We start from the raw sequence: 25,159 nt of genomic DNA on the forward strand, positions 1-25,159 counted from the left end.
GGCCTGTTTATCTTTCGAGGTTGAATTTGCAGCAGACTGTTTGGTATTTAGGCAAGGCAGAGCCTATGTAGTGTGGTTATTCCCCATAAGTAGGCGATAACGCAGCATAAATGCCAAACATGCGCTGCCCTTTGGGTTCTTTCTAGGGGCAATTTACTCTTTGTTGCTCGGTTTTTACTTAGCCCACTAGGTTACAAACCTCACGCCGCGATTAAATCGCCCCTAGATTGAACAAATTTCAATCCTGAAAGGTCAACAGGCCCTAGGTAAATTAAAAATAAGAGAGCCGCTAATTAGCGGCTCTTTTTGTATTTCAAAGTAATCTGAACTCAGGTTAATTAGCGGCTTGCGCTGTTGGTTGCTGTTTATTTAGTTGTAAGTAACTTAGTAGCCACATACCCAAGCCACCTAAAAATAATGCAGCTGCTACGTAACCTGTTTGATTAGGTGCAGCACCTTGGGCTATTGCAATTCCGCCGACCCAAGGGCCTATAGCATTGGCAGTATTAAATGCGCACTGTACTAAGGCACCAATCATAGCGTGGCCTTCGGGTGCAACGTCCATTAAAAGCGTTTGAATCAGCGTAGCTAAGCCCACACTGCAACCAATAAAGAAGATCACCGCGTAAAGAGCCCAAATATTATGGCTTGCCGTTACATAAGCGAAGGCAAATACAATGGTACATACAAGCGCAAGGCCAGTCGTTTTAATTGCTGATTTATCGGCAGCTTTACCCAGTACATAGTTACCGAGCGTACAACCAATACCAAACATTACCATTGCGATAGAAATAGTATACGGGGCTGTTTTTGTTACCACTAAGATGGTGTCGGCAATGTAAGTATAAATACAAAATACCCCGCCAAAGCCAATAATTACAATACCCAAAATAGACCAAACCAGTTTGTTTTTAAGTACGCCAAACTCGTTTAGTAAGTTAGAAGGCTTAGCGTTATCTATATTAGGCACTACTTTATAAACAAAAATAAAAGCAATAAATGCAAGCACTGCAGCGCCGGCTAAACAATACCGCCAACTAAGGTTTTGACCCACAAGTGTTACAACAGGCACACCAACAATAGTGGCCACAGTTAAACCCATAAACACCTTAGACATAAAGCTAGCACGCTTACCTTTTGGGGCAATATCCGATGCTAATAAAATAGCCGCGCCAAAATATGCACCATGAGGTAAACCACTTAAAAATCTAAATATAACCAACTGCTCAAGCGACGTTGCCATCGCGCTTAATCCGTTTGAGATAAACATTAAGCTTATAAATATGAGCAATGCTTTGCGCTTTCTCATATTAGCAGTGGTAAGCATTAAAATAGGCGCCCCCACTACAACACCAATGGCGTAAGCACTAATTGCATAGCCACTTTGTGATGGCGTTGAGCCAAATGTTTCGCTAATTAGTGGCAGCATAGGCATCATCGAAAATTCAGATAATCCTAAAATAAATGTGCCAAGCGCTAATACGAGTAAAATAGCAGTTCTGTTAAGTTGACTAGATGCCGACGTTACATCTGATGTCATAGATGATCCCTTAGGTTTAATTTAAAAATGAAACTGCACAATAAATTCTGAATAGAAAATATTATATGTATGCTTAAATTTTGGTGTGAGAGGGTAGTCTGTGAGAGCGTTATTTTAAGTTAAAAAAAGTACAGAGTCATGCATAAATTAGTGGTTTTGTTAGGTTTTTAAAATGTTAATTAGAAGAAAACACTACTTAATATTTATAAAATAAAAAAACTATTTATAAAGCAGGTGCCTATAAGATATTAAATATTAGCAGAAAGGCTATTTAAAGCTTATATTTACAGTATAGTTACATATTGATATCACATTGATTTGCTAATGTTTGTACTAATTTACTCCTTAAGGTTTTTATATGTTTGGTATTTCTAAAAGAAACGCAAAAATTGAAGAAATGGAGCTTCAATTAATTCAAAAGCAGTCTGTATTATCTGCAATTAATAAGCATGTAGCTTATATAGAATTTACACCTGAAGGAATAATATTAGACGCAAACCAATTGTTTTTAAAAACCATTGGTTACAGTAAAGAGAAAATAATAGGTAAGCATCATCGTATGTTTTGCGAAAGTGAGTATGCCAGCTCACACGAATACAGTAAGTTTTGGCAAGAATTAAAGGCTGGTGACTCTAAAGCAGGAGCGTTTCTAAGATATAAAGCGAATGGCGATAAACTTTGGCTTGAAGCAACTTACTTCCCGGTAGAAGAGCGCGGCGTCGTTACCAAAGTTATTAAAATAGCCTCTGATATTACAAATAGTTACATACAAAGAAAAGCGCAAGAAGCTATTGCAAATGCACTCGACAAAGCTTTAGCCACCATAGAGTTTACCCCTGAAGGTAATATTTTAAAGGCGAACCAAAACTTTTTAGCAACAGTAGGTTACAGCTTAAAAGATATTGTAGGTAAGCATCATAAAATGTTTTGTACTGAAGTATTTTATGAGAAAAACCCACACTTTTGGAATGAGTTGGCACAGGGGCAGTTTAAGTCAGGAAAGTTTAAACGCATTACTGCCGATGGCTCAGAAATTTGGCTAGAGGCTACTTACAATCCAATATTAGATAGCAAAGGTAATGTAACTAAAATCATCAAGTTTGCATCCAATATTACTGATCGTATAAACAATAATAATGCAGTGACTGAAGCCGCTGCAATCGCACACGAATCAGCCGTTTCTACAGTAGAAACAGCTAAAAAAGGATCTGAAATACTGCAACGATCCATAGCAAACTCCGACGCAATTGTAAGCCAAGTACTTAAATCGGTAGATTTAATAAAAGACCTTAATGAGCAATCTGCTGTAATAGGCTCTATTGTTTCTACAATTAGTAGCATTGCAGATCAAACTAATTTATTGGCACTTAATGCAGCCATAGAGGCTGCACGTGCTGGTGAATACGGTCGAGGTTTTGCGGTAGTAGCAGATGAAGTAAGACAACTTGCAGCCAGTACGAGTCGTTCTACTAATGAAATAGCAACGGTTGTTAAAAATAACCAAGAGTTAACTAATGATATATCAAAGCAAATAACGTCGGTTTCAGACTCTTCAGAGCAAGGGCGAGAGCTTATTGCTAATGTATCTGAGGTTATTAAAGAGATTGAGCGCGGAGCTGATATTGTTTCTCAAACAGTCGCAAAGTTAAATGCTTAATTTATTATATGACCTTTAGATAAAACACACCTAACAACATTCTAAATTGATAAAGTGCGACAATATGTCGCGCTTTTGCTTTTGCAGTTCACACTATAATTACGCCAATTATTACAGTGGCATAAATTAACAATGGTTTATAAAAGCAAAACTCAAAAAACATATTTACTAACGCCTGTCGCACTTTTTATTAGCGGTGTGCTATCTCCTTTTGCATTTGCCGACGATACGCCTTTAGAAGTAATTGAAGTACACGGACATGCTCAAAATAAGCATTTAGCACTTGGTTCGTCAGAATCGTTATTAAGTGATTTAGGTGTCGACTTTTCAGCAGCGGGCGGCGTATCTAACCTCCCTGTTTTAAATGGTTTAATGGGCGACAGAGTTAAAGTGTTGATTGATGGTGCAGATGTAACCGCTGCATGCGCTAATCATATGAACCCACCACTTTCGTATATCTCGGCTAATCAAATTACGTCTTACAATGTGGTTGCAGGCGTGTCACCAGTAAGCGCGGGCGGAGATAATATTGCCGGTGTAATAAGCGTTAATTCTATTTCACCACAGTATAGCGATAGCAATGAATTAGGTTGGCACTCAGGTTATGTGTCAGCAAAGTACAGTAGCGTTGATAACGGACGTAAACTTGGCGTGGGTGCACGTTTAGCAAGTGACACTTTTAGCCTTAATTATCAGGGTTCGTTTAGTGATGCAGATAGTTATGAAGACGGTAACGGCGACGTAGTATTAGATACATTGTATCGAGCACAAAATCACAGTTTAACCGCAGCTATACGCGATGATAAACAGCAATTAGTTATAAAGCTAACACATCAAAAAATCCCGTATCAGGGATTTGCAAATCAGTATATGGATATGACCGATAACACCAGTTACGGTGCGATTGCTCAATACAAACGCTCTTTTGATAACAGTGAGCTTGAAGGGCAGGTTAACTGGCATAGCGTAAAGCACGAAATGGGTTTTTTTAGCCAAGAAAAACCCGGCATGATGCAAATGAAAACCGACGCACAAGATATAAGTACGCAGCTTAAGTGGCGTATTGCGCTTGATAAAAATAGCAGCATTTTGCTTGGCCAAGAATATTTTAATTACAGCATTGATGATTGGTGGCCAGGTATTGAAGGCTCAACCATGATGGGACCAGACGATTACGTAAATATAAATAACGGTAAACGAGAGCGAATAGCGGCATTTGCAGAATTTGAGAGCCAAATAAATACAAAATTATGGTTAAACGTAGGCGTACGTATTGAAAGTATTAATACCCAAGTTGGAGAGGTTCAATCTTACAACGATGGTATGAGCATGACGGATATGGACGATATGAGCGACATGGGTAGCATGGAAAGTATGGGAAGTATGACCATGAGTGATACGTCTACAGATAATACCATCGCTGCACAGAATTTTAATGCTGGCGACAGAGATAAAACCGACACTATAGTTGATGCTAACGTATTAATTAACTACCAAATAACAAATTATGATGAGCTGCAATTTGGGCTTGCCCGTAAAAACCGAGCACCTAATTTATACGAGCGATACAGTTGGGGTGTAAGTACCATGGCAACCACCATGATTGGTTGGTATGGCGATGGTAATGGCTATATTGGTAACCCTGATTTAGACGTTGAAACAGCGTATACAATAAGTGCTACTTATATTAAATCGGCTAAAGATGACCGTTGGCGATTAAGCACCAATGTTTGGTATACAGATGTGAACGACTACATTGATGCTGATATTGTAAGAAGCTTCAATAGTTATGGCTTGGACAATACAGCGCGCAATATTTTGCAGTTTACTAATGTAGATGCAATTTTGTATGGTGCAAAAATAGATTTAACAGCCAATATTTATGAATCTAAGCAATTAGGTAACTGGCAGTTACACGCTAATGTTACTAATACGAGAGGCAAGCGCGACGATACTAACCAGCCGCTTTATCAAATTAAACCACTGCAAACCCAGCTAGGTATTAGCCAGCAAATAGGTCGATTTGAAAATGCATTATCTTGGCAGTGGGTAGATACTAAAAGCCGTGTAGATAATAATCGTTTTGAAAACCAAACAGACAGCTACAGCTTGGTTAATTTAAGCTCTAAAGCCACATGGGATGCATTAACGCTAAGCGCAGAAGTGAGTAATGTGTTTGATGAGTATTACCAGCTCCCATTAGGTGGTGTAAGTATTGCGGCACTTAAACAAGATAGTAGCAACGGGTTTGAACAACTTGCAGGGCAGGGGCGTTCATTTAATTTAAGCGTTAGTTACGCGTTTTAATTAACCTCATATTCAAATTTAAAATAAAGCAAAAGCCATAACCACGTTATGGCTTTTTTTGCGCTTTAATAACTAATAACTAATAATTAATAACTAATACGTAAGCCGTAAACTTATTTTATGAAATATTTGTACGCAAAAAGCGTTCTATTAAGCACGCTTGTACTAATTTTACAGTGTTATTTTAAGGCAATGCAGTAAAAAGCAGTAACTTGTTCATCACCCAATGATTAGGAAATACAGTGTTTAAGCAATTTAAAAATAAAGTGATGGGTGCGCCAACGGCCATGGCTGGTTTAGCTTTGGGTATTGCCAGTATGGGGTGGGCATGGGAGAACGTTTTTAATTTAAATTATTACGGGCAATTTTTGGGAGCTGTTTTTGCTAGCCTATTAGTTTTACTTTTGGCTGCTAAATTTTTACTACACCCTCATTTATTAAAAGCCGATTTAGCACACCCAGTTGCAGGAAGTGTGATCCCTACATTTGCAATGGCTAATCTTGTTATTTCAAACTCAATTGGGCAATTTAACCCATTGGCTGGTGATACTATGTGGGTTTTAGCTTTTGTGTTGCATCTCACATTTTTGGTGAGCTTTTTATACCAGCGGGCAAAAAAGTTTAATTTTGAAGATATGGCACCTAGCTGGTTTGTGCCACCAGTGGGGATAATTATTGCAGATGTTACTTTTTCGGGTAATCCGACATTAGCGTGGTTAGCTTATAGTGCGTTAGTTATTGGTATATCAACGTACGCCATAATGCTGCCAATTATGTTTTATCGTTTTTTATTAGCCTTAAAAAGTGACTACGAAATACAGCCTACACTTGCCATTTTAGCGGCGCCTGCCAGTTTAACATTAGCGGGGTATTTTCATGTTGTAGCTAATCCATCACTTGTTATAGTGGGCGCATTATTTATATTAGCGATAATAAAAACACTGATTGTTTATGTGTTATTTATAAAGTTATTACGCAGACCTTTTACGCCGAGCTACGCTGCTTTTACATTTCCAATGGTTATTGGGGCAACTGCATTATTTAAAATGAAAGACTGGATGCAAAGTATAAACCTCGCAATGCCATATGTAGATACAGTTAATTACTTAGCTACGTTTGAACTTATAGTTGCCACGGCAGTGGTATGTTATGTAAGTGGTCGGTACTTTTGCCACTTTAAATTATCAAAGCAACAGGTAACGTAAAGTTACTCTTGGATTACCTGTGGCTCATTATTTTCTTGCTCAGCTAGTTTTTCGCGCTCAGCTTTTGACACATAACCAGGTTTGTTGCTTTTGTGTAGTTTAGCGTTAGTGCGTTTATCTTTCTTTTGAAATTTAGTGACGATTTTTTTACGACGGTTCACAATTAAATGCCCTGTTAATTTTAAGTCGCGCATTATACAACCACCCTATAAAAGCTGCTATATAAATATTCAGCTTAAGTTACCTGTGTGTTTAGCGTAAAGAGCTATAAGTAAGCGCTTCATAGCGTTATAATTACCGCTCTTAGTTATTAATTAAATGGGAATTGTTTTGAAAAAGTTAGCTTTAGCCAGTATTGCTTTATTTGCGTTTGGTGCTCATGCGCAGTTAAATAAAAATATTGATAGCGTTGCCGATTACGCAGTAAATACCTACCAAAATGCTCAAATACACACACTAACTAACTTAGTGGCTTTTCCGACGGTTAATAAAAGCGACATTACAGCTCCTCAAAATCCCGATTTTATTGGCTTTAAAGCACTGTTAAAAATGAAATCCGCAGAGCTTGGTTTTGACTATCAAGATTTAGGTTACACCGTATTAATAGGTATGGGCGAGCAAAGCGAAAAAGTAACGGTAGTAACGCACGGCGACGTGCAACCGGCTAATGCCAGAAAATGGAAACAAAGTCCTTTTATTATTGATACGTCTGAGCCAGGTAAATTAGTTGGCCGTGGTACTGAGGACGACAAAGGCGCAATAGCGACAGCGCTTTACGCCATGAAAGCAATTAAAGATAAAGGCATAACGCTTAATAATCGTATTGAGCTAATGATTTATCTTGCTGAGGAGTCTGATTGGGGTCCGCTTACAGAGTTTATGAAAACGTATGAGCAGCCAAAATATGCCGTAACGATTGATGCGTCATATCCTGTAGTGGTTGCAGAGAAAGGTTGGAGCTTAATAGCCCCTACTTTTAATGCAACATCGCCACAAACGGGTGTGTATGTAAGCGATGTAACGGGCGGTGCGTTTAGAAGCCAAATCCCAGAAGATGCAAGCTTAGTTCTGCACAATGCAGACGCGGTACTTATTGATACATTAAAGGCAAAAGCTAAAACATTAGATAAAGTTGAATTTAACTTTAGTGAAAAAAGCAATGGCTTAGCAATAAGTGTTAAAGGTATGTCGGCACATTCATCAGAGCCAGAGTCAGGTATAAATGCCATTGCGTATTTGGCTGAATTATTTAAAGGCGTGGAGCTTGAAAATAATAGCGACGGCGAGCTAATCGACTTTGTAAACCAGTTAATTGGTTTAGACATTCACGGTAAACAATTTGGCGAAATAGCCTATAAGCACGACTTTATGGGCCCGATGACGGTTGCACCAACAGTTATTGAGCGCGATGGTAATGCGCTAACACTTGCTGTAAATGCACGTCGCCCTATGGGTAAAGACGAAGCTGTACTGCAAAAGCAAATTGATGATGCACTCGCGAATTGGCAGGCTGCTAACAATGTAACGCTTGCTAACATAGAAACAATTATTGGTACACCTATGCTACTAGATGGTGCGCCGCATGCGCAAAAGCTACTTGATATTTTCAAGCATTTTACGGGTGACGAAAAAGCTGACTTTGTATCGATTGGTGGTGGGACTAATGCAAAGCTGTTTGATAACGCCGTATCGTTTGGTCCTTCAATGCCAGGTAAGCGCTACACAGGTCACTCAGAGCATGAATTTATGACGCTTGAGCAACTAGAGCTTAATTTACGTATGTACACAGCGATGATGATAGAGCTGGGCAATATGTAGTTTTAGCATTACTTAGATTCAATAAGATATAAATAATAGGTGTTGGGTATTAATCAGCACCTATGTCCTCAAAATTTACCTTAGGCAAGTTTTCAAAGCTTGGTTTGGCAAATAAATACCCTTGCATAAGTTCAACACCTGCGTTTTTAAGCCATGTATATTCTTGTACTGTTTCAATCCCTTCAGCCAATGGAGTAATGTTTAAATCGCGAAACATATTTAAGCAATGAGTTACTATTAATTGGCGTTTTTTGTCGTTGTTTATATTGCGTATGAGCGCCATATCAAGCTTGATAATATCTGTTTGAAAGTCAGCCAGTAAATTTAAACCAGAATAACCTGCACCAAAGTCATCGGTGGCGGTTTTAAACCCAAGAGACTGATAGTAATCAACAACGCGCTTTATGTGCGTGGTATCTTCTATTTTTTCTACTTCGGTAAATTCAAACATAATATTTTGAATTGGAAAGTTATACTTTTTTGCAGCTTCTAGTGTGGTGCGTATACATCGCTCAGGTTTATAAATAGCATTAGGTAAAAAATTAATACTTAGCATTGATGTTATGCCTAGCTTTGAAGCTAGTTGAATGGCTTTAATACGGCAAAGCTGATCAAATGCATAGCGGTTGTCTTCATTCACTTTTGAAATAATTGAATAGGCAGACTCGCCATTTAAACCCCTAACCAGCGCTTCATAGCCGTAAATGAGATTAGTTTTACAGTTTATAATCGGTTGAAAAGCCATAGAAAAATCAAATTCGAGATCGTTAGCGTCAGCACAGTTACTACACGTCACTTTTTCGCAATCTTTTGATTTTTCGCTCATTTAGCTCATCCTCTTATGCATATTTGTTTAGGTTGGTTGAGATTAGATTCTAACACAAATAGATTAAAGTATTGTTTTTTATGTTTTTATACGTAATAAATAACTATGTAATTAAATGAAAAATAATGACTAATGTCAGATCACTTAGTGACATTTGGCAGGTGTGTACGTTGCTTATTAAAATAATAATAGCGACATACATTACTTGGAGAATATAAATGAGCAATACAATTACAATAGGCAAAAAAATTAAAGCATATTTACTTATTTTAACTTTGCTAAGCGTTATAAATTTACTAACTTCGCCTAGTTATATCTGGGTAGTATGGCCAGCGCTTGGGATGGGAATTGGGCTAGTAGTAAGTGCTTTGAGTAGGAATAAACCTAAAAATAATTCTTTATAATAAAAAAGCCAAGTAATTACTTACTTGGCTTTTTTATTAAGGAACTGTCTAAATAGTTAAGTCTAAATAGTTAAAATGCTGATTGAAGTGTCGCATCTAGTGATATTTCAGTATTTAAGAGCTTGGAAATAGGACAGTTCTTTTTGGTTTGCTCGCATAAGGCTTGGAACTGCTCATTTTGAATATCATCAATACGCGCTTTTACTTCAAGGGCAATATACGTAACCGAAAAACCATCATCTACTTCATCAAGGCTTACAGTGGCTTTAGTATCAATTTTGTCTGCAGTAAAGCCTGCATCACCTAATGCAAGCGAAAGCGCCATACTAAAACATGCACTGTGCGCTGCACCTACTAATTCTTCAGGATTTGAGCCTGCCTTATCTTCAAAGCGGGTATTAAAACCGTAAGGTTGTTTGTTAAGCGCGCCACTTTGAGTTGATATACTACCTTTGCCTGTTTTAATGTCGCCAGACCATGTAGAACTTGCCGTTTTTTTAATAGTCATCATCTTCTCCTTGCTTGGGTGTAAGCTTTTCAGGTTAGTTAAGCGTTATTTACAAAATAAACTTATACAAAGCCTTAAAAGCACTAATTACTGATGATGTTGCAAAATAGACGCCAGTTAATTGTTACTCTTATTTATTACGTCTGCAGCGCTCTGAACAGTAAATAACGTTATCCCAGTCGCGTTGCTATTTTTTACGCCACGTAAAAGGTTTATTACAAAGAGGGCATATTTTTTGAGGTAAGTTTAGTTTTTTATGCGTCATGCTTACTTAGTCTTACTGTTGTTTTTATTTTTTACTTGGCTTGTTTTTGGTGTAATTGCTACGTGCCTCCTAAGAATTTTCCCTATGGCGCGTTTAACATCGGCTCGCTCACGATATTGCCATAAGCGTTCGCGTGCTTCTTTTGAGGCTGCTGTTAAATCAAGCATAGGTTCGGGATAATCCTCCCCTAATTTAAAGTCGTTAAAGAGTGCTTCCATTGGAGTTTGCTCCCAAGGCTGATGTAAATATTCAATAGGGAGTTTTTCAAGCTCTGGGCACCACTTTTTAATAAACGAGCCTGTTGGGTCTTGATCTTCTGACTGCTTAATTGGGTTGTAGTGCCTAATGGTGTTAATGCCTGTTACCGAGGCTTGCATTTGAATTTGCGGGTAGTGAATTCCGGGCTCAAAATCTAAAAAGTAATTAGCGAGCGGAAAGCTTGCTTGCTGCCAACTTATATTTAAATGATGGGTTACAAAGCTTACAAGCATGGCGCGCATTCTAAAGTTTATATAACCGGTGGCTTTTAAGCAGCGCATGCAAGCGTCAATAATGGGAATACCTGTTTGACCTTGCGCCCAGCGTTCAATATCGTTTTTAACATGTTCATCATCGCGATACGGAAATACGTGATAACCCGAATTAAGGGCTAAAAATTCCATAGAGGATTCGCTTTCAAACTTTTGCATAAAGTGGCAGTGCCAATGCAAGCGCGATACAAACGCAGCAAGTGGGCGGTTCCAGCCTCTTTTATCGGGGTGCTTTGAGTGATATTCATCAATTGCCATTTGATACACTTGCCTAAGGCTAATGTTCCCCCACGCTAAATAAGGCGAAAGCCGAGAGCAATGGGTTTGGCTTAAACTTGGGCTCGATATTCCTTTTTGATAACCTTTACCGCGCTCGGCAAAAAAGCTCTGCATTACTTGGCGTGCATGCAACGGGCCGCCTTGTTGAAAGCTGTCGTGATCTTGCGTGTAAGCGCTTGGCAGCTCAGGTGCTTGGTAGTTATTGAGGGTAATTGTTTTTATACTCTTCCAATTAGGAACAGCAATAGGTGCTTGCATTGTTTGCTGCCAGCGTTCATTCCAATTATTACGATTTTTTTTGCCGCGAATAACCGCGCCTGTTTGCGACTCTAGCCAGTTAATGTGATTATGCTGGCACCAGGCTTTTATTGCCTTATCGCGCTCAAAGGTGTTGTTTAAGCCTATTTCTTGATGACTAAAAATATTTATTATTTCAAACTGCGCCTTTAACGATTCAAGTAAATCGTTCATATTTAAATTAAATATATAAACACAGGTATTAAAACGAGCAAGCTGATTGTTTAACTCAACTATAGATTGATATACAAAACGCCAATGTCGCTCATTGTAGTGCGCATCTTCAAGCAGTAATGGCTCAAAGTTATAAAGTAATAGGGTAGGTAAGCCATTACTAAATGCATTTTTTAATGGTTGATGATCGCTAAGACGCAAATCACGTTTAAACCACACGATGTTTATTTTCATATAATTTGTGTATTGCTTTAAATGTAAAATATATTTAGTTTTTTACTAAACTGATATATCTCATACGTAACTAATTCAAATTACGACTTAGTTTAAGATATTAAAAAGGAAAAACATGTTTTTAGATTTAACTGTAAATAAAGAGCTTAATGTTTATTCGTATTTAGTTGGCGGGATTAGTCCTCGCCCAATTGCATGGATAAGCACATTAAGTAGCGACGGTGTGGCTAATATTGCCCCTTACTCATTTTTTACAGTAGCGAGTTGTAACCCACCAGTATTGAGTGTGACGCAAGTAAATCCGCGCGATAAAGCAATCAAAGATACATTAATTAACATATTAGCGACTAAAGAATGTGTGATTAACATTGTGAGCCATCAGCAGGTTGAAAAAATGAATCAAAGCTGTGCTGATTACCCTAGTGATGTGAGTGAATTTGATGCTGCAAATATAACTAAAATTGATAGCCAAATGGTCGCAGTGCCGAGTGTTGCTGATTCAAAAGTACGCTATGAGTGTAAGCTACGTGAAGTGATTACTATTTCAAGCGAGCCAGGTGGCGGGCAAATGATGCTACTAGATATAGTGGGTATTTGTGTTGACGATGAAGTGTTTGTCGATGGTTATATTGACCCAACACTTTTAGATGCGGTAGGTCGAATGGGTGGGGATTACTATGCAACCACTAAAGATAAGTTTTTGCTTAAAAGGCCACAGTTGTGAAATAATCGTTTACCTAGGAATATAATAATAAAAGGATTTACGAATGTTTAAGTACATTTTCACTTTGTTAATTGCTTTGCAAAGTTTTGGCTCTTTTGCCACACAAGATAAAAAACTACCTATAGAGGTTTTTGCAGGCTTAAAAGATTTTAGCCAAGTGAAGCTATCTCCCAATGGTAAGAACCTCGCTTTTATAAGAAACCATCAAGGGACTTTAATCTTAATGGTTAAAAACTTGGAGACGGGGGTTACAACACCAATTATAAACTCAAATAACCATACAGTGTTTTTTGATTGGTATAACTGGGCAAATGATGACGTACTGTTACTTGGTGCTCGCTATATAAAATATCAGTTTGGCGGAGTTAAATATACATCAACGCTTATGTATGCGTATAACTTTAAAAATGATAAAGGTCTTAAATTAGCTTTTAAAGCCAACACAGTAAGAGATGAAATCCAGCCACAATATTCAGACCGAATTGTTAGTTTTTTACCTGAAAAAGAAAATAAAATTTTAGTTCAAGGGGATTTTAAAATAGCAAATACCCCAGCAGTTTATGAGTTAGATTTAACCACATTACGTAAGACACAAATACAAAGACCACGCAGTAATGTAGTTACTTGGTTTGCCGACAGGCAAGGTAAAGTTCGTATTGCAAAAAAAATGGACGATACGCAATTTACTTACGATTATTTTGATGAGAATAAACAGTCGTGGGAAACTTTATTTGATTATGAGGTTTTTAGTAAGCAAAGTATTTCTATATTAGGGTTTGATAAAGACTCTAATTTTTTATACATCACTGCGTTACATGAAGGGCGCGATGCATTATTTAAACTCAATTTAACGACTAAAGCTCGCGAGCTAATTTACAGTAATAGTAAATATGATTTTGATGGGTCTATTTTTTATTCACAACAAACTGGCGAAGTTGCAGGCTTTACTGATTCACATTTAGATGATGGTATTAAATATTGGGATAAAGACTTAGATAAATTACATCGTTCTTTGCGCGTATCACTCCCTAAAGATGAATATAAATTAGACATTGTAAGTACCAGTAAAGATCAGCAAAAATATATACTCTATATCAGCTCAGACAAAACGTCGGGTAGTTATTTATTTGGGGATAGAGTAAAAAAGCAGGTGAGTGCAATTGCTGATGTTTATCCGCAAATAGATGCCTCTGTATACAGAGGCAAAAAGCGCATTAGCTACAAGGCAAGAGATGGCTTGAAAATAGAAGGCTATCTAACTCTACCAGTAGAATATAAAGAAGGTGATAAGTTACCAACAATTATATTTCCACATGGCGGCCCCATGGCAAGGGATTATGCTAATTTTGATTACTGGACAGCTTTATTAGCCTATAACGGATATGCTGTTTTACAGCCTAACTTCCGTGGTTCAAGCGGCTATGGGTACGACTTTTTAATGCAGTCAATTCAAGGTTTCGGTTTAGCTATGCAAGATGACTTGCAAGACGGTGCAAACTGGTTAATTGACCAAGGAATAGCGCAAGCTGATAGCATTTGTATTGGTGGTGCTAGCTATGGTGGCTATGCAGCGTTAATGGCTGTAATTAAGCATCCAGAAACGTTTAAATGTGCGGCTAGCTTTGCTGGAGTCAGTGATTTAGAGTATTTAGTGAGTAAAGCACGACACTTTACAAACAAAAATATCGTTAGAAAGCAGTTTGGAACTGATGATGATTTACTAGAAGCTAATTCTCCAGTGAATTTTGCTAAAAAAATAACAAGACCAATATTGCTTGTACATGGAACTGACGACAGTGTGGTACCTGTTTATCATAGTAGAGAAATGCAGGATGAACTTGATGATGAAGCAAAAGATGTTACTTATATTGAGCTTGAAGATGGTGACCATTACTTATCTTATCAAGAACACAGAGTTAAAACTCTTCAGGCATTTTTAGACTTTTTTGATAAACATTTGAAAAATAATAAATAGCCAGACTCCAGTAAATAGCAAAAAGACAACTTAGGTTGTCTTTTTTGATCATAACTTTCCTTAGTTTGTGCACATTGCTTGCACTTTTACTTGTTAACTTTGTTTTATTAAACGTTAAAGTAAAGGTTCAAGCATTGAAAACACTTCTTAAAATAAAAGCCTCTGATATAACTAAGCTATTTGCGTTAAGTGCGCTTTGTATCGCTTTAAGTGCATGTAATAGCGATTCAACAAGTACTACAACAGACGGCGATACAGCCAGTAATAGTGCTCCAACGGTTGACGCCGGTATTGACCAAACTGTTAATGCGGGTGATACCGTTTATTTAAGTTCAACAGTTGAAGATGATGGTGAAGTATCGGTTAGTTGGTCACAAACATCAGGCACTACCGTTAGCTTATCTTCAAGTACAGCAACGTCTACAGAGTTTGTTGCCCCAGAGGTATTAACCGATGAAGCACTTGTATTTGAAATCAGTGCAGATGACGGAACAAACGATGTAGTTGTAGATACAATTATAATTAATGTTGTTGCTTCATCAGGCTCTGATAGCGGCGCAGTTGATAATAGTGCAAAACTTACCAGCTGGTTGATCAACAACGATACAACCTCTACTTACATACAAAATAATGGTGCAGTGGTTGAAGATGTTCAATTAGTTGAAGTTGTTAGCGTTACACAAGATGATGCTGACGTTGAATACATGTATGTGCAAACAACTGACATTCCTAAATATGACGTAACGCTTACACAAGACCAAGTAGATGCGTTAAATAACCGTCCGCGTGCAGCTACTGATTTTTATAACGGTGTAACCTCAGCAGCAGTAGGTCAAACTATTTCGTTTGGTGAAGATATTGGCTATAACAGCAGCACTGAAAACTGTGATGACACAGGCGGTGCAGGCTATTGGCCTCCAGGACCCGGTTGCCCAACAGAACAAGCGGTTGAAGCATATTTTCCGCTAACACCTACCGATTTATCTGACACTGAAACTTGTGAAACAGGTTTAGGGACAGTTGGCTTAATGGTTAATGGCACCAGTATATTTAACTGGGGCGATGGTATGAGCTACGGAAATAATATTTGGTATACATTAGCGCCCATTGCTGAGCAATATGATGTTGATGTGTGTGGCGGACATGCTGCTAACGGTGAATATCATCACCATTTTTATACTAGTTGCTTAGCTGATTTACTTGAAGATGATGGCGATGCGCATTCACCTATCTATGGGTTTGCAGCTGATGGCTATCCGCTTTATGGTCCTTATGAAAGTAACGGACAACTAGCATTAAGTGGCTGGGAAATGCGAGATTACGGTGCACCTACAAGTGAAGGGGGTTGTGGTACTGAGGGTGAGCGAAGCTGTACCTTAGTTGATCAATACGATGTTAGCCAAGGTACACAAACAAGTGATGCAGGTCCTGCTATAGGTGCACAAGTAACGACGCTCTCTGGTAATACATTGAATGCCGACGATGGTTATTACTTTGAAGATTATTACTACGCGCAAAAAACAGTAACCGGTGCTCAATTAGATGAGCATAACGGCCACGATACTAATGATGGTAAGGGTTATCACTACCATATAACACTAACGTTAGACAGTGATGGTAAATTACAGCCTTCTTTTCCTTATCAAATAGGGCCTCGTTTTAAAGGTCAATTAGCCGCTAATTCAATTGGTCGCTGTGATACTGGCGAAACAATGGGTCCACCACCGGGAATGTAAGGAGTAACTATGCGTTATTTTAAATACGCATTGATCCTAACAACTGCTGCGCTATTGAGCTTCAAGCTCTTTGCGCAGCAGGAAATGATGGATCATAGCCATATGCCTATAGCTGTGCCAAATGACACGCCAATCCCGGCATTAAGCCTTAAGTTATTAAAAGATAGTATGTCGGGTTATAACTTAATTTTAGATACACAGCGTTATGATTTGTCTGTGCCGCCAGAGGGCACGATGAACATGCAACAAATGATGGGCGTGACAACAAACGATGACACCGGTTTTTTACAAGGTCATGCTCATTTATACATTAATGGGGTTAAAATACAGCGAATTTACGGACAAGCGTTGCATTTACCTGCTAACTTATTTAAAACTGGTATAAATACCGTATCGGTTACTTTAAATAATCATGGTCATATGTATTGGACCGCTCAAGGTAAAAAAATAGTTGCTACGCTGTATGTTAACGACCAAACCAAAGAGTTTATAACATACCGATTTGAGAGCTTTCCTAGCAAGGTTGAAAATACGCATTAATGAAAATTCATAATAAACTTTTTTTAATACTATTTAGTTTTACTTTTAGTGTTATTGCAGGGCTGGTGGTACTTATACAGTGGAGTATAGGGCAAGGCGTAATTGATTTTGTTAATGCAAAAGAGGTGAAAGCGCTTGAACCACTTGTTGTGCAACTAGCAAAGCAGTACGAACAGACACCCTCATGGGAACGTGTTGTCGGCAGTGGCGAAAATTTTAGAAAACGTGTTGAATCGCAGTTAGAAAGCAGCCAATTTTTACCTAGACCACAAGAAGGGCCTGGTCCGCGTGGGCGAGTGATGCGACGACCGCCGCCAGATCATATGCGTTTAGGAGAGGATCGTCGCCCACCGCCAGAAAATATTGCTCACTACGCTTTGCTTGACGAAAATAAGCAGCGAGTAGTGGGAAAATACCTCAACGATTTAAAATATATAACAACCCCAATTATAGTTAACGATAAAATAGTGGGTTACTTAGCTGTTTCCAAAAGAGATAGCTTGGTTGATGGCTACGAACTTGATTTTTTACAGCAGCAAACTAACTACTTATGGTTTATTGCTTTAGCTGCGGTACTGCTAACATTACTGGTTACCTTTTTATTATCTCGCCACTTAGTTAGTCCAGTAAAGCAAATTGCTAACGGTATGCATCGTTTAACGCAAGGTAATTACGAGACCAAACTTACGCTTGAGCGAAAAGATGAATTAGGCCAATTAAGCGAAGATTTTAATACCCTTGCATTTACACTCGCCAAAGACGAGCAAGTGCGTAAACGTTGGCTTGCTAATATTTCTCATGAGCTTAGGACGCCAATGAGTATTTTACTCGGTGAACTTGAAGCTATGCTACTTGGTATACGAGAACCGAACGCAAAAAATATAAGTTCGGCTAACGATGAAGCTTTGCATTTAAAACGCTTAATAGACGACTTGCATATGCTTAATAGCGCAGAGTTAGGAGGTATGCACTACACTATGCAACCTACTGATATGGCGTTATTATTAAATACTATTGAGCAAAAATATCAGGTTGTGCTTGAACAACATAATATAAAAATATACCTACTAAATAGCGCTAAACACATAACTGTACAAGCAGATAAAACACGCCTTTTGCAGCTACTCGATAATATTTTAATGAACGCAGTACACTATGCACAATGTACAACTATTTCTTTAACGGCTAATAATATAAGCATTAAAGGGCAAACTTATTTAGAGCTTATAATCGAAGATAATGGCGTAGGTGTAGAGCAGTCGCATTTATCGCATTTATTTGAATATTTATACCGAGTAGATAGTTCGCGTAATCGCCAAGAGGGCGGTTCTGGCTTAGGTTTATCTATTTGCCAGCATATAGTTAAAGGTCATAAAGGTGAAATAGCTGCAGAAAAAGCCAGCTTAGGCGGCCTTGCTATTATTATTAGATTGCCAACTATTTAGCTTATAAAATAAAGTTAAGGTTACTTACAGAGATGCCTATGAGTGAACAAATACTAATTGTGGAAGATGAAGTAAAGCTAGCTAACTTAATGAGTGACTTTTTAAGCAGCCATCACTTTATTACTCATCAAATACATCACGGGAATGAAGTATTACCTTGGCTTGAAATTAACAGGCCGAGTGTAATCTTGCTAGACATAATGTTACCAGGTCAAAGTGGTATTGAACTGTGTAAAGCAATCAGGCGCTTTTCAAACGTGCCTATTATTATGGTATCGGCAAAAGTAGAAGAAATAGATAGGCTGCTTGGGCTGGAATTAGGTGCAGATGATTATATTTGTAAGCCGTTTAGTTATGCTGAGCTGGTGGCACGTGTAAAAGCTATTTTAAGGCGATTAAATAACGCAAGTGACGTTACAGAGTCAACAATGAAGCTTGACGAAAGCAGCTACAGCGTAAAATTTAAATCAAACAGTATAGAATTGACGAACTTTGAATTTCAACTATTTAAACCTTTGTTTAACAACCCAAATCGTATTTATTCGCGCGATAGCTTAATGGACACTATGTACGCCGATCAGCGTATTGTGAGCCACCGTACTATTGATAGCCATATTAAAAAGTTGCGTAAAAAACTAGATGAAGTGACACAAACTGAAAGTGTTATCCAGTCTGTTTATGGGGTTGGCTACCGGTTTGTGCATCCACAGTAAGGTGGAATGAGCTATGACGATGAGTTACTCATCATCGTCAGCATTTTTAATTCGCTCTAAACGGTCAAACTCTTCGTATTCGGCAGCTTGGATTTCATCAAGAATAGAATCTACATCAGCAAGTTCGTCGCTGTCTTCAAATTCACCTGTAAGCGTTGAATTAGGCGTTAAATTGGCCTCTTCAAATAGTGCCCACATTTCTTTAGCGTATTGAGTTTTTAGTATGCTTGGCGCAAATTCACCATAGTAGCGGCGTATGTTATTTACATCGCGTGCAAACATAGCTTGTGCACTGTTATTTGCTGAAGCGTTAACGGCTTGCGGTAAATCTATAATTACAGGGCCGTTATTATCTACAAGTACATTAAACTCAGATAAATCACCGTGTATTATACCAGCGCAAAGCATTAACTTAATGTAATGTATCATGAGTTTATACTGCTCAATCGCTTGCTCTTCACTAAAAACGACATGTCCTAGTTGAGGGGCTACGTTACCATCTTCATCAGAGACGAGCTCCATAAGCAGCACGCCATCAATACAAAAGTAAGTATCAGGAACACGTACACCCACGCCAGCTAAACGAGATAACGCATCAACTTCGGCATTTTGCCAAATTTCTTCTTCTAATTGGCGGCCATAGCTAGAGCGTTTACCCATAGCACGCGCTTGGCGTCCACCACGTACCTTCCGGCCTTCTTGATATTGTGCCGCTTTTTTAAAACTACGTTTAACCGCATCTTTATACACTTTCGCACAGCGAATATGTTCACCACAACGCACAATAAATACATCGGCTTCTTTACCGCTCATTAGTCGGCTTATTACTTCGTCAATAAGGCCATCATCAACAAGAGGTTGTAGGCGTTTAGGTATTTTCACAGATTGCCTGCTAAGTAGGGTTGGTTATTAATCATTATTTATGAAAGTGCTCTGTATTTGTTTGTTTAATTGGCTCAAGCAGTATATCAGCTTTGAGAATTAAGGGCAGTAACACTACTGCCAGAGAGTAATTAATCGTATTATTTTATTAGCTTATATATTGATTGCAAAGCAATCAACCAGAACTTTTTTTGAATCATCAGTTTTTATTAAAAATAATTTATTACTTCCTCATTATTTGCACATTGTTTGCGTTTTTAAAGCGTAAGCTTAGTTTAATTCTTAAATACGAGGTTATTACTATGAAGCATTTTTCAACTCTTGCCACTGTGGCAATATTATCTATTGCTTTTTCAGCTAATGTAGCTGCTCGAGGCGGTGACAATCCTCCTGAAAAACCTGACTTTTCAGCTATTGATACTGATGGTGATGGCGTAATTAGCTTTGAAGAGTTTAGTGCAAAAAAACCGCCGCACGGCGATGCACAAACAATTTTTGATTCTATAGATGCTGATGGTAATGGTGAAATTAGTGAGCAAGAACTTAGCGAACATAAACCACCTCGTCGTGAACGTTGAAAGGATACTAAAATGATTAATAGTATTAGTGGTAGTTCTGCGAGTTTCATATCGCAACAAAGCAGCCAAGCTTCAAAATTAACAACAGAGCAAAGCGATTTTGTTAAAGAAACGCTTGCAGAGTTTGATGCAGAAAACTTAAGCGCAGAAGACGCGCAAAGTATTCAAGCGGCATTTAAAGAACAAGGTATTGAGCCAACAAAAGAGCTTGCTGATTTAATGAGCGAACTTGAGTTTGATGCTAAAAGTATAGGTGATGCAGGACGAGTGGAAGGTCAAAGACCGCCGCCACCGCCACAAAACTCATTAGAATCAGTAGATACAGACGAAGTAGTAAGCTACTTAGATGAGCTATTAACTGAGTATTCAAGCCAGTTGTCAGATGAAGATAAAGAATCAATCCTTGCATCAGTGCAAGAGAAGTTTGGTTTAAGTGAAGGCGATTCACTGCTAAATGTAACTGCTTAGGTGTTATAACTTAGAGTAAAGCTGACTGTTACTCGAAAGTCTTAAGTCCAAAGCCCAACGGTTAATTCTGTTGGGCTTTTTTAATGGCTTAATTTAAACGCGTTTCTATTTTGCTGGTGCCATCTTCTTCGGTAAATTTAAATACAAAATCTTTTTTACCGTCTTGGTTTATATCTACCAAAAGAATATCTTTATTATTCTTAGGCAGCGTTAACTTTAATTTTTTACGCTTATCATTTAGCAGTGAGTCTTGCTCACCATAATAAATATACAGTGTTTTTTTACTGTATTTGTATACTGCATCAATATAGCTGTCGCCGTTAATATCACCTAAATAGAGTGCTGGTTCGGAGTCATCGCCATTCATTCTCACTTCCATTTCTAAATCAAGTTCGATACTCGATTTATTGGCAAATGAGCCATCAGGTTGCTGCTTATAAAGATTCATTTCTACATCTACATCAGTACTGCCGCCGCCTAATGCCATAGACGCAATAGTACCTAAGCCAATATCTAAATCCATTTTTTGTAAATCAATTAAACCATCATTATTAAAATCTGTTTTGAGTAATAACTCGCTAGGGCCTTGTGTTTCAAATAAGGGAATGGGCGTATTACTAAACCCTTTAGCACTTCCTAGGTACAAAGTGTGCGCTATTTTTATATCTAACGAATCCATACCTTGCGTAGGTTTAAACTGCCTAGTTGTAAAATCTAGAAATCCGTCGTTATTAATATCAATAATTTGCTTAATTTTGCGAGTTTCGCCATTGCTTAGCTCGCCTAACTCGATGTTAAAATTAATTGAGGTGAGCTTTTGCTCAAAGCCCTCTGAATTAGCAAGTAGTACATCTGCTCCAAAGTCATTTGAAAAAACCAGGTCGTTTAATCCGTCGTGGTTAAAATCAATAACGACAGGTTTATTGTTAATATTAACTTCTAGAGAAAGCCCTTTTCCTGAAAAGTGGCCTTCATACTTAGGCGTTTGCTTAAATTGGTTAGGCTTAAAGCTGCCATCTTTATTTTGAATGTATAAAGTACTGCTTGCTAACCCAGGAATGAAAATATCGCTTAGACCATCATTGTTAGCATCGAAAACAAAGTCTACTTTTTCAAATTTATCTATTTTTAATTGATTTAGAACCGACTCATAATTAAACAACAGTGTAGGTTTACCAGCTTGGACTTTGTATACGCCATCACTTGTTAGTACGAGTGCTTGTTTATCGGTAATGTTAGCAAGTGTAGCCACATCAAACCCGATGGCATTTTTTGGTAAAGCAAGTTCACTACTTAGTGATGTGAGTAAATTGATGGCTTCTAATTGTTTTGATTCTTTATTATATGCAAATAAAATCTCTGAATCGGTTGATACTAATTCATCCGTTGTTTTTATAGCCATTGTTTGAGCTATAGCGCTAATGGGGGTAATTAAAGTGATGAGTGAATAGCAAAGTGGTTTTATCATGCAAATTCCTTTTTTATATTTAGTTGTATCGTTACATTTTTATTATTCACTTATATAAGCAACATCAGCGCACAACTTAACGTAGGGTCTCGCGCTGGTGATTTGCTAATTAGCGTAAATTTAAACGTAATACACTTATGTAAGTTGGTTTATATTTAGCCTACGCTAATAACTATGTATCGGGTGTAAGTAATTGTAAGATTATGTTTTAAGGAGGGTTTGTTGAACTTTCAGGATTGAAATTTGTTCAACCCAAGGAAGATTTAATCGCGGCGTGAGGTTTGTAACCTAATAACAAAGAGTCAATCTCCACTAGGCAGAGCCATTCGGGCAGCGCATGTTTGGCATTTATGCTACGTTATCGCCTATTTATAGGGAATAACCATACTACATAGGCTCTGCCTTGCCTAAATACCAAACAGCCTGCTGCAAATTTAACCTCGAAAGATAAACAAGCCCTAATAAGAAAGGTAGCGCAAAACTCATATGGTAGTTAAGCGCTTTTAGCGGGTTTTGGCTGTTAACTACATAGTTTATTTTGCTCATTTAAATAAGCATCTACAAAATTTACTTCCATTGGTTTTGAAAAGTAATAACCTTGCAGGTGAGATACACCAATATTAGTAAGCGTGTTTGCTTGTTCAATAGTTTCAACGCCTTCGGCAACAACAGTAAAATCTAAAGATGAGGCCATTTGTACAATTGCATGAATAATACTTAACCCTCTTTTATCCATATTTTGAATAAAACTTCTGTCTATTTTTACTATGTCTACACCAATATCAAGCATGCTTGATAGTGATGAATAGCCAGTTCCAAAGTCATCAATTGAAATACAAAAACCTTGTTTTTGTAGTGCTTTAACGGCTGTTAAAAACGTGAGTTTATCCTCGGCAAATACTGATTCGGTAATTTCAATGTGTAGGTTTTTAGGTTCTACTTGGTAGGTATTTACTATTTTTAATACCTTAGTTACAAAATCTGGATCTTGCAGTTGAATAACCGATACGTTCACGCTCACTGCAATTTGGGGTTGTAAATGGCTAAACTTTTTAGCTTGTATGCAGGCTTGATCAATTACCCAAAGACCTAATTGAGTTATTAAACCGTATTGCTCGGCAATAGTTATAAACTCATCAGGGAAAATATTTTCACCGTCTAATTGCCAGCGTAATAATGATTCGAAAGAGGTTACTTTTGATGTTTTACTATCTACAATTGGTTGAAATACTAGCCTTAAACTATTTTCTTCTATCGCATTGGCTAAGCGTTGACTTAAAAGATACTCTCTTTCTTGTTTTAATTTGAGTGAATCGTTATAAATATTGATATTACCTTTAGCAATGCGTTTTTGGTGATACATAGCAGTATCAGCAGAGCGAATTAAAGTATTTAAATCACTCCCGTGTTCTGGATAAATGGCAATCCCCATCGTTGCTGATATCCACTTTTGATATTTATATGTTTCATGCTCGGCACTAATACTTTTAAGTACTTTATTAGCAAATTCGACAAGCTCAGCTTGATTTTGATAGGTTGCTAAAATTAAAAACTCATCTCCGCCCCATCGACATTTAAAAAGTTGTTGGTTACATATATTACTAATTCTCAGTGCTATTTCTTTTAATACTTTGTCGCCTACTTTATGACCCAACGAATCATTTATTTGTTTAAACCCATCTAAATCTACGAATAATAAAGCAAAGGGTTCTTGAGGGTTGTCTGCTAGTTGTCTGTTTGCATTTTTTAAAAATGCGGTTCGGTTTAATAGATTTGTAAGTGGATCGGTATTCGATAAACGGTAAATTTCTTCAGTGCGTTGCTCTACCTTGTTTTCCATTTCATTAAGTAGCTCTCTGTTTTGGTTTTTGAGCTTGATTGCGCTGTGTGTAAATGTGGCTGATTTGTAAGATGAAGCAATCATAATGGTGGCAAAAGTTAAACCTAACAGCCCCAATACGTGTTGGTAGTGATTGTTTGAAAGCGTTAGCAAAAAAGAGTAGGGCGCCAATAAAGTAAAACTGTATAAAACAGCGGTAAAACGACTGCCAGAAAGTAAATTTGCAGAGCCACCGGCAAGCGCTGATAAAATAGCAATGGTCGTAGTAACTTCCACCGTAGATGAAGTGCTGTGAAACCAAAGAGCATAGCCACACCAAGACACGGCTGTTGATATACAACCAATAGCAAAGCGATTTAAATAACAATGTGTATTGTAAGGTTGGCTAGAATTTTGATCTTTAAAAAAAAGACCCAAATCAATAATTCGCAAAGTAAGTACGCACATCATTATGCCTAACCATACTATTTTATCGTGGTTTGCTTCCTCATTATTTATATCAAAAGCAAATACCAAAGCAACGCTGACTAATACAGAGACTGCAATTCCGGAAATAGCATTTGAGTATAAAATTTTGAGCGCTTCTTTTCGCTCATTATTACTTAAATTGTTATATGGCACTAATTAAAACCTTTTTCAAAAACAACCCCTAGGGAATTAAGTAAACCATTTAGCAAATTCCACCAATGCAATACTGGTAATACAAAGAGCTTAATAAGCTTTTACGCAGCTAAATAAAACTTTAA

At 37.7% G+C, this 25,159-nt stretch carries 21 protein-coding genes and 1 pseudogene; 13 read left to right on the top strand and 9 right to left on the bottom strand.

Annotated features, from left to right (window positions below):
* Nucleotides 1–334: 334 nt before the first annotated feature.
* Nucleotides 335–1,540 (bottom strand): MFS transporter, encoded by a 1,206-nt coding sequence (locus tag WNY98_RS11255; RefSeq protein ID WP_170072036.1) that lies wholly within the window; start codon nt 1,538–1,540, stop codon nt 335–337.
* 358 nt (nt 1,541–1,898) lie between these two features.
* On the opposite strand from WNY98_RS11255, the gene WNY98_RS11260 reads away from it, so the two are divergent.
* The 3 genes from WNY98_RS11260 (at nt 1,899) to WNY98_RS11270 (ending at nt 6,709) form a co-directional block, all read left to right on the top strand.
* A complete protein-coding gene (locus WNY98_RS11260) occupies nt 1,899–3,197 on the top strand; it encodes a PAS domain-containing methyl-accepting chemotaxis protein (protein ID WP_342877935.1) in 1,299 nt (432 codons plus the stop codon).
* A 132-nt stretch (nt 3,198–3,329) separates the two neighbouring features.
* A complete protein-coding gene (locus WNY98_RS11265) occupies nt 3,330–5,504 on the top strand; it encodes a TonB-dependent receptor (RefSeq protein ID WP_342877936.1) in 2,175 nt (724 codons plus the stop codon).
* Nucleotides 5,505–5,746: 242 nt separating this feature from the next.
* On the top strand, nt 5,747–6,709 hold the full coding sequence (locus tag WNY98_RS11270) for a TDT family transporter (protein WP_342877937.1): 963 nt from the start codon (nt 5,747–5,749) through the stop codon (nt 6,707–6,709).
* A 2-nt stretch (nt 6,710–6,711) separates the two neighbouring features.
* Here WNY98_RS11270 and WNY98_RS11275 read toward each other — a convergent pair whose 3' ends face one another.
* Nucleotides 6,712–6,903 carry a DUF2986 domain-containing protein gene (locus WNY98_RS11275; RefSeq protein WP_083707585.1) on the bottom strand — a complete coding sequence of 64 codons (192 nt, stop codon included), beginning with the start codon at nt 6,901–6,903 and terminating at the stop codon, nt 6,712–6,714.
* Between the two features lie 136 nt (nt 6,904–7,039).
* Between WNY98_RS11275 and WNY98_RS11280 the strand changes: the two genes are divergently transcribed.
* On the top strand, nt 7,040–8,527 hold the full coding sequence (locus WNY98_RS11280) for a dipeptidase (protein ID WP_342877938.1): 1,488 nt from the start codon (nt 7,040–7,042) through the stop codon (nt 8,525–8,527).
* 49 nt (nt 8,528–8,576) lie between these two features.
* Here the strand turns inward: WNY98_RS11280 and WNY98_RS11285 are convergent, their stop codons facing one another.
* Entirely contained in the window at nt 8,577–9,353 is a 777-nt protein-coding gene (locus tag WNY98_RS11285; RefSeq protein ID WP_342877939.1) for an EAL domain-containing protein, read from the bottom strand.
* 218 nt (nt 9,354–9,571) lie between these two features.
* On the opposite strand from WNY98_RS11285, the gene WNY98_RS11290 reads away from it, so the two are divergent.
* Nucleotides 9,572–9,757: a 2TM domain-containing protein gene (locus WNY98_RS11290; RefSeq protein ID WP_342877940.1), complete on the top strand. Its 186-nt coding sequence runs from the start codon at nt 9,572–9,574 to the stop codon at nt 9,755–9,757.
* A 70-nt stretch (nt 9,758–9,827) separates the two neighbouring features.
* Here the strand turns inward: WNY98_RS11290 and WNY98_RS11295 are convergent, their stop codons facing one another.
* The 3 genes and pseudogenes from WNY98_RS11295 to WNY98_RS11305 form a co-directional block, all read right to left on the bottom strand.
* On the bottom strand, nt 9,828–10,265 hold the full coding sequence (locus WNY98_RS11295; protein ID WP_342877941.1) for an OsmC family protein: 438 nt from the start codon (nt 10,263–10,265) through the stop codon (nt 9,828–9,830).
* Between the two features lie 130 nt (nt 10,266–10,395).
* Nucleotides 10,396–10,530: pseudogene (locus WNY98_RS11300) on the bottom strand (DUF2256 domain-containing protein).
* Between the two features lie 2 nt (nt 10,531–10,532).
* Nucleotides 10,533–12,044 carry a deoxyribodipyrimidine photo-lyase gene (locus tag WNY98_RS11305; RefSeq protein ID WP_342877942.1) on the bottom strand — a complete coding sequence of 504 codons (1,512 nt, stop codon included), beginning with the start codon at nt 12,042–12,044 and terminating at the stop codon, nt 10,533–10,535.
* A 115-nt stretch (nt 12,045–12,159) separates the two neighbouring features.
* Here WNY98_RS11305 and WNY98_RS11310 point away from each other — a divergent pair, with 115 nt between their 5' ends.
* From WNY98_RS11310 to WNY98_RS11335, 6 genes are all read left to right on the top strand, one after another.
* Nucleotides 12,160–12,768, top strand: coding sequence for a flavin reductase family protein (locus tag WNY98_RS11310; RefSeq protein WP_342877943.1), 609 nt, complete (start codon nt 12,160–12,162; stop codon nt 12,766–12,768).
* Nucleotides 12,769–12,811: 43 nt separating this feature from the next.
* Complete coding sequence (locus WNY98_RS11315) at nt 12,812–14,743, top strand: S9 family peptidase (protein WP_342877944.1); 1,932 nt, start codon at nt 12,812–12,814, stop codon at nt 14,741–14,743.
* Nucleotides 14,744–14,817: 74 nt separating this feature from the next.
* Nucleotides 14,818–16,479, top strand: a complete 1,662-nt coding sequence (locus WNY98_RS11320) for a YHYH protein (RefSeq protein ID WP_342877977.1) — start codon at nt 14,818–14,820, stop codon at nt 16,477–16,479.
* Between the two features lie 9 nt (nt 16,480–16,488).
* The gene (locus WNY98_RS11325; RefSeq protein ID WP_342877945.1) at nt 16,489–17,019 is read left to right on the top strand and encodes a hypothetical protein; all 531 of its coding nucleotides are present in this window, start codon (nt 16,489–16,491) and stop codon (nt 17,017–17,019) included.
* Entirely contained in the window at nt 17,019–18,464 is a 1,446-nt protein-coding gene (locus tag WNY98_RS11330) for an ATP-binding protein (protein WP_342877946.1), read from the top strand. Before WNY98_RS11325 ends, WNY98_RS11330 begins: the two co-directional genes overlap by 1 nt.
* 38 nt (nt 18,465–18,502) lie before the next feature.
* Nucleotides 18,503–19,177, top strand: a complete 675-nt coding sequence (locus WNY98_RS11335) for a response regulator (RefSeq protein ID WP_182695987.1) — start codon at nt 18,503–18,505, stop codon at nt 19,175–19,177.
* Between the two features lie 24 nt (nt 19,178–19,201).
* Here the strand turns inward: WNY98_RS11335 and WNY98_RS11340 are convergent, their stop codons facing one another.
* On the bottom strand, nt 19,202–20,059 hold the full coding sequence (locus WNY98_RS11340) for a PA4780 family RIO1-like protein kinase (protein ID WP_002958167.1): 858 nt from the start codon (nt 20,057–20,059) through the stop codon (nt 19,202–19,204).
* A 302-nt stretch (nt 20,060–20,361) separates the two neighbouring features.
* Here WNY98_RS11340 and WNY98_RS11345 point away from each other — a divergent pair, with 302 nt between their 5' ends.
* Entirely contained in the window at nt 20,362–20,637 is a 276-nt protein-coding gene (locus WNY98_RS11345) for an EF-hand domain-containing protein (protein WP_076925422.1), read from the top strand.
* A gap of 12 nt (nt 20,638–20,649) precedes the next feature.
* Nucleotides 20,650–21,105, top strand: a complete 456-nt coding sequence (locus WNY98_RS11350) for a hypothetical protein (RefSeq protein ID WP_165744080.1) — start codon at nt 20,650–20,652, stop codon at nt 21,103–21,105.
* Nucleotides 21,106–21,193: 88 nt separating this feature from the next.
* Here WNY98_RS11350 and WNY98_RS11355 read toward each other — a convergent pair whose 3' ends face one another.
* The gene (locus tag WNY98_RS11355) at nt 21,194–22,573 is read right to left on the bottom strand and encodes a VCBS repeat-containing protein (RefSeq protein WP_342877947.1); all 1,380 of its coding nucleotides are present in this window, start codon (nt 22,571–22,573) and stop codon (nt 21,194–21,196) included.
* Nucleotides 22,574–23,093: 520 nt separating this feature from the next.
* Nucleotides 23,094–25,034, bottom strand: coding sequence for an EAL domain-containing protein (locus tag WNY98_RS11360; RefSeq protein ID WP_342877948.1), 1,941 nt, complete (start codon nt 25,032–25,034; stop codon nt 23,094–23,096).
* Nucleotides 25,035–25,159: the final 125 nt, after the last annotated feature.

This window comes from Pseudoalteromonas sp. AS71, assembly GCF_038900275.1.
Taxonomy (GTDB): Bacteria; Pseudomonadota; Gammaproteobacteria; order Enterobacterales; family Alteromonadaceae; genus Pseudoalteromonas.

Excerpts from the sequence above, each read along its gene's own strand:
- WNY98_RS11265 (WP_342877936.1), top strand. The coding sequence starts at position 3,330 with ATGGTTTATAAAAGCAAAACTCAAAAAACATATTTACTAACGCCTGTC.
- WNY98_RS11315 (WP_342877944.1), top strand. The coding sequence starts at position 12,812 with ATGTTTAAGTACATTTTCACTTTGTTAATTGCTTTGCAAAGTTTTGGC.
- WNY98_RS11260 (WP_342877935.1), top strand. The coding sequence starts at position 1,899 with ATGTTTGGTATTTCTAAAAGAAACGCAAAAATTGAAGAAATGGAGCTT.
- WNY98_RS11310 (WP_342877943.1), top strand. The coding sequence starts at position 12,160 with ATGTTTTTAGATTTAACTGTAAATAAAGAGCTTAATGTTTATTCGTAT.
- WNY98_RS11255 (WP_170072036.1), bottom strand. The coding sequence starts at position 1,540 with ATGACATCAGATGTAACGTCGGCATCTAGTCAACTTAACAGAACTGCT.
- WNY98_RS11285 (WP_342877939.1), bottom strand. The coding sequence starts at position 9,353 with ATGAGCGAAAAATCAAAAGATTGCGAAAAAGTGACGTGTAGTAACTGT.
- WNY98_RS11295 (WP_342877941.1), bottom strand. The coding sequence starts at position 10,265 with ATGACTATTAAAAAAACGGCAAGTTCTACATGGTCTGGCGACATTAAA.
- WNY98_RS11335 (WP_182695987.1), top strand. The coding sequence starts at position 18,503 with ATGAGTGAACAAATACTAATTGTGGAAGATGAAGTAAAGCTAGCTAAC.
- WNY98_RS11330 (WP_342877946.1), top strand. The coding sequence starts at position 17,019 with ATGAAAATTCATAATAAACTTTTTTTAATACTATTTAGTTTTACTTTT.
- WNY98_RS11275 (WP_083707585.1), bottom strand. The coding sequence starts at position 6,903 with ATGCGCGACTTAAAATTAACAGGGCATTTAATTGTGAACCGTCGTAAA.
- WNY98_RS11290 (WP_342877940.1), top strand. The coding sequence starts at position 9,572 with ATGAGCAATACAATTACAATAGGCAAAAAAATTAAAGCATATTTACTT.
- WNY98_RS11325 (WP_342877945.1), top strand. The coding sequence starts at position 16,489 with ATGCGTTATTTTAAATACGCATTGATCCTAACAACTGCTGCGCTATTG.
- WNY98_RS11350 (WP_165744080.1), top strand. The coding sequence starts at position 20,650 with ATGATTAATAGTATTAGTGGTAGTTCTGCGAGTTTCATATCGCAACAA.
- WNY98_RS11345 (WP_076925422.1), top strand. The coding sequence starts at position 20,362 with ATGAAGCATTTTTCAACTCTTGCCACTGTGGCAATATTATCTATTGCT.
- WNY98_RS11355 (WP_342877947.1), bottom strand. The coding sequence starts at position 22,573 with ATGATAAAACCACTTTGCTATTCACTCATCACTTTAATTACCCCCATT.
- WNY98_RS11305 (WP_342877942.1), bottom strand. The coding sequence starts at position 12,044 with ATGAAAATAAACATCGTGTGGTTTAAACGTGATTTGCGTCTTAGCGAT.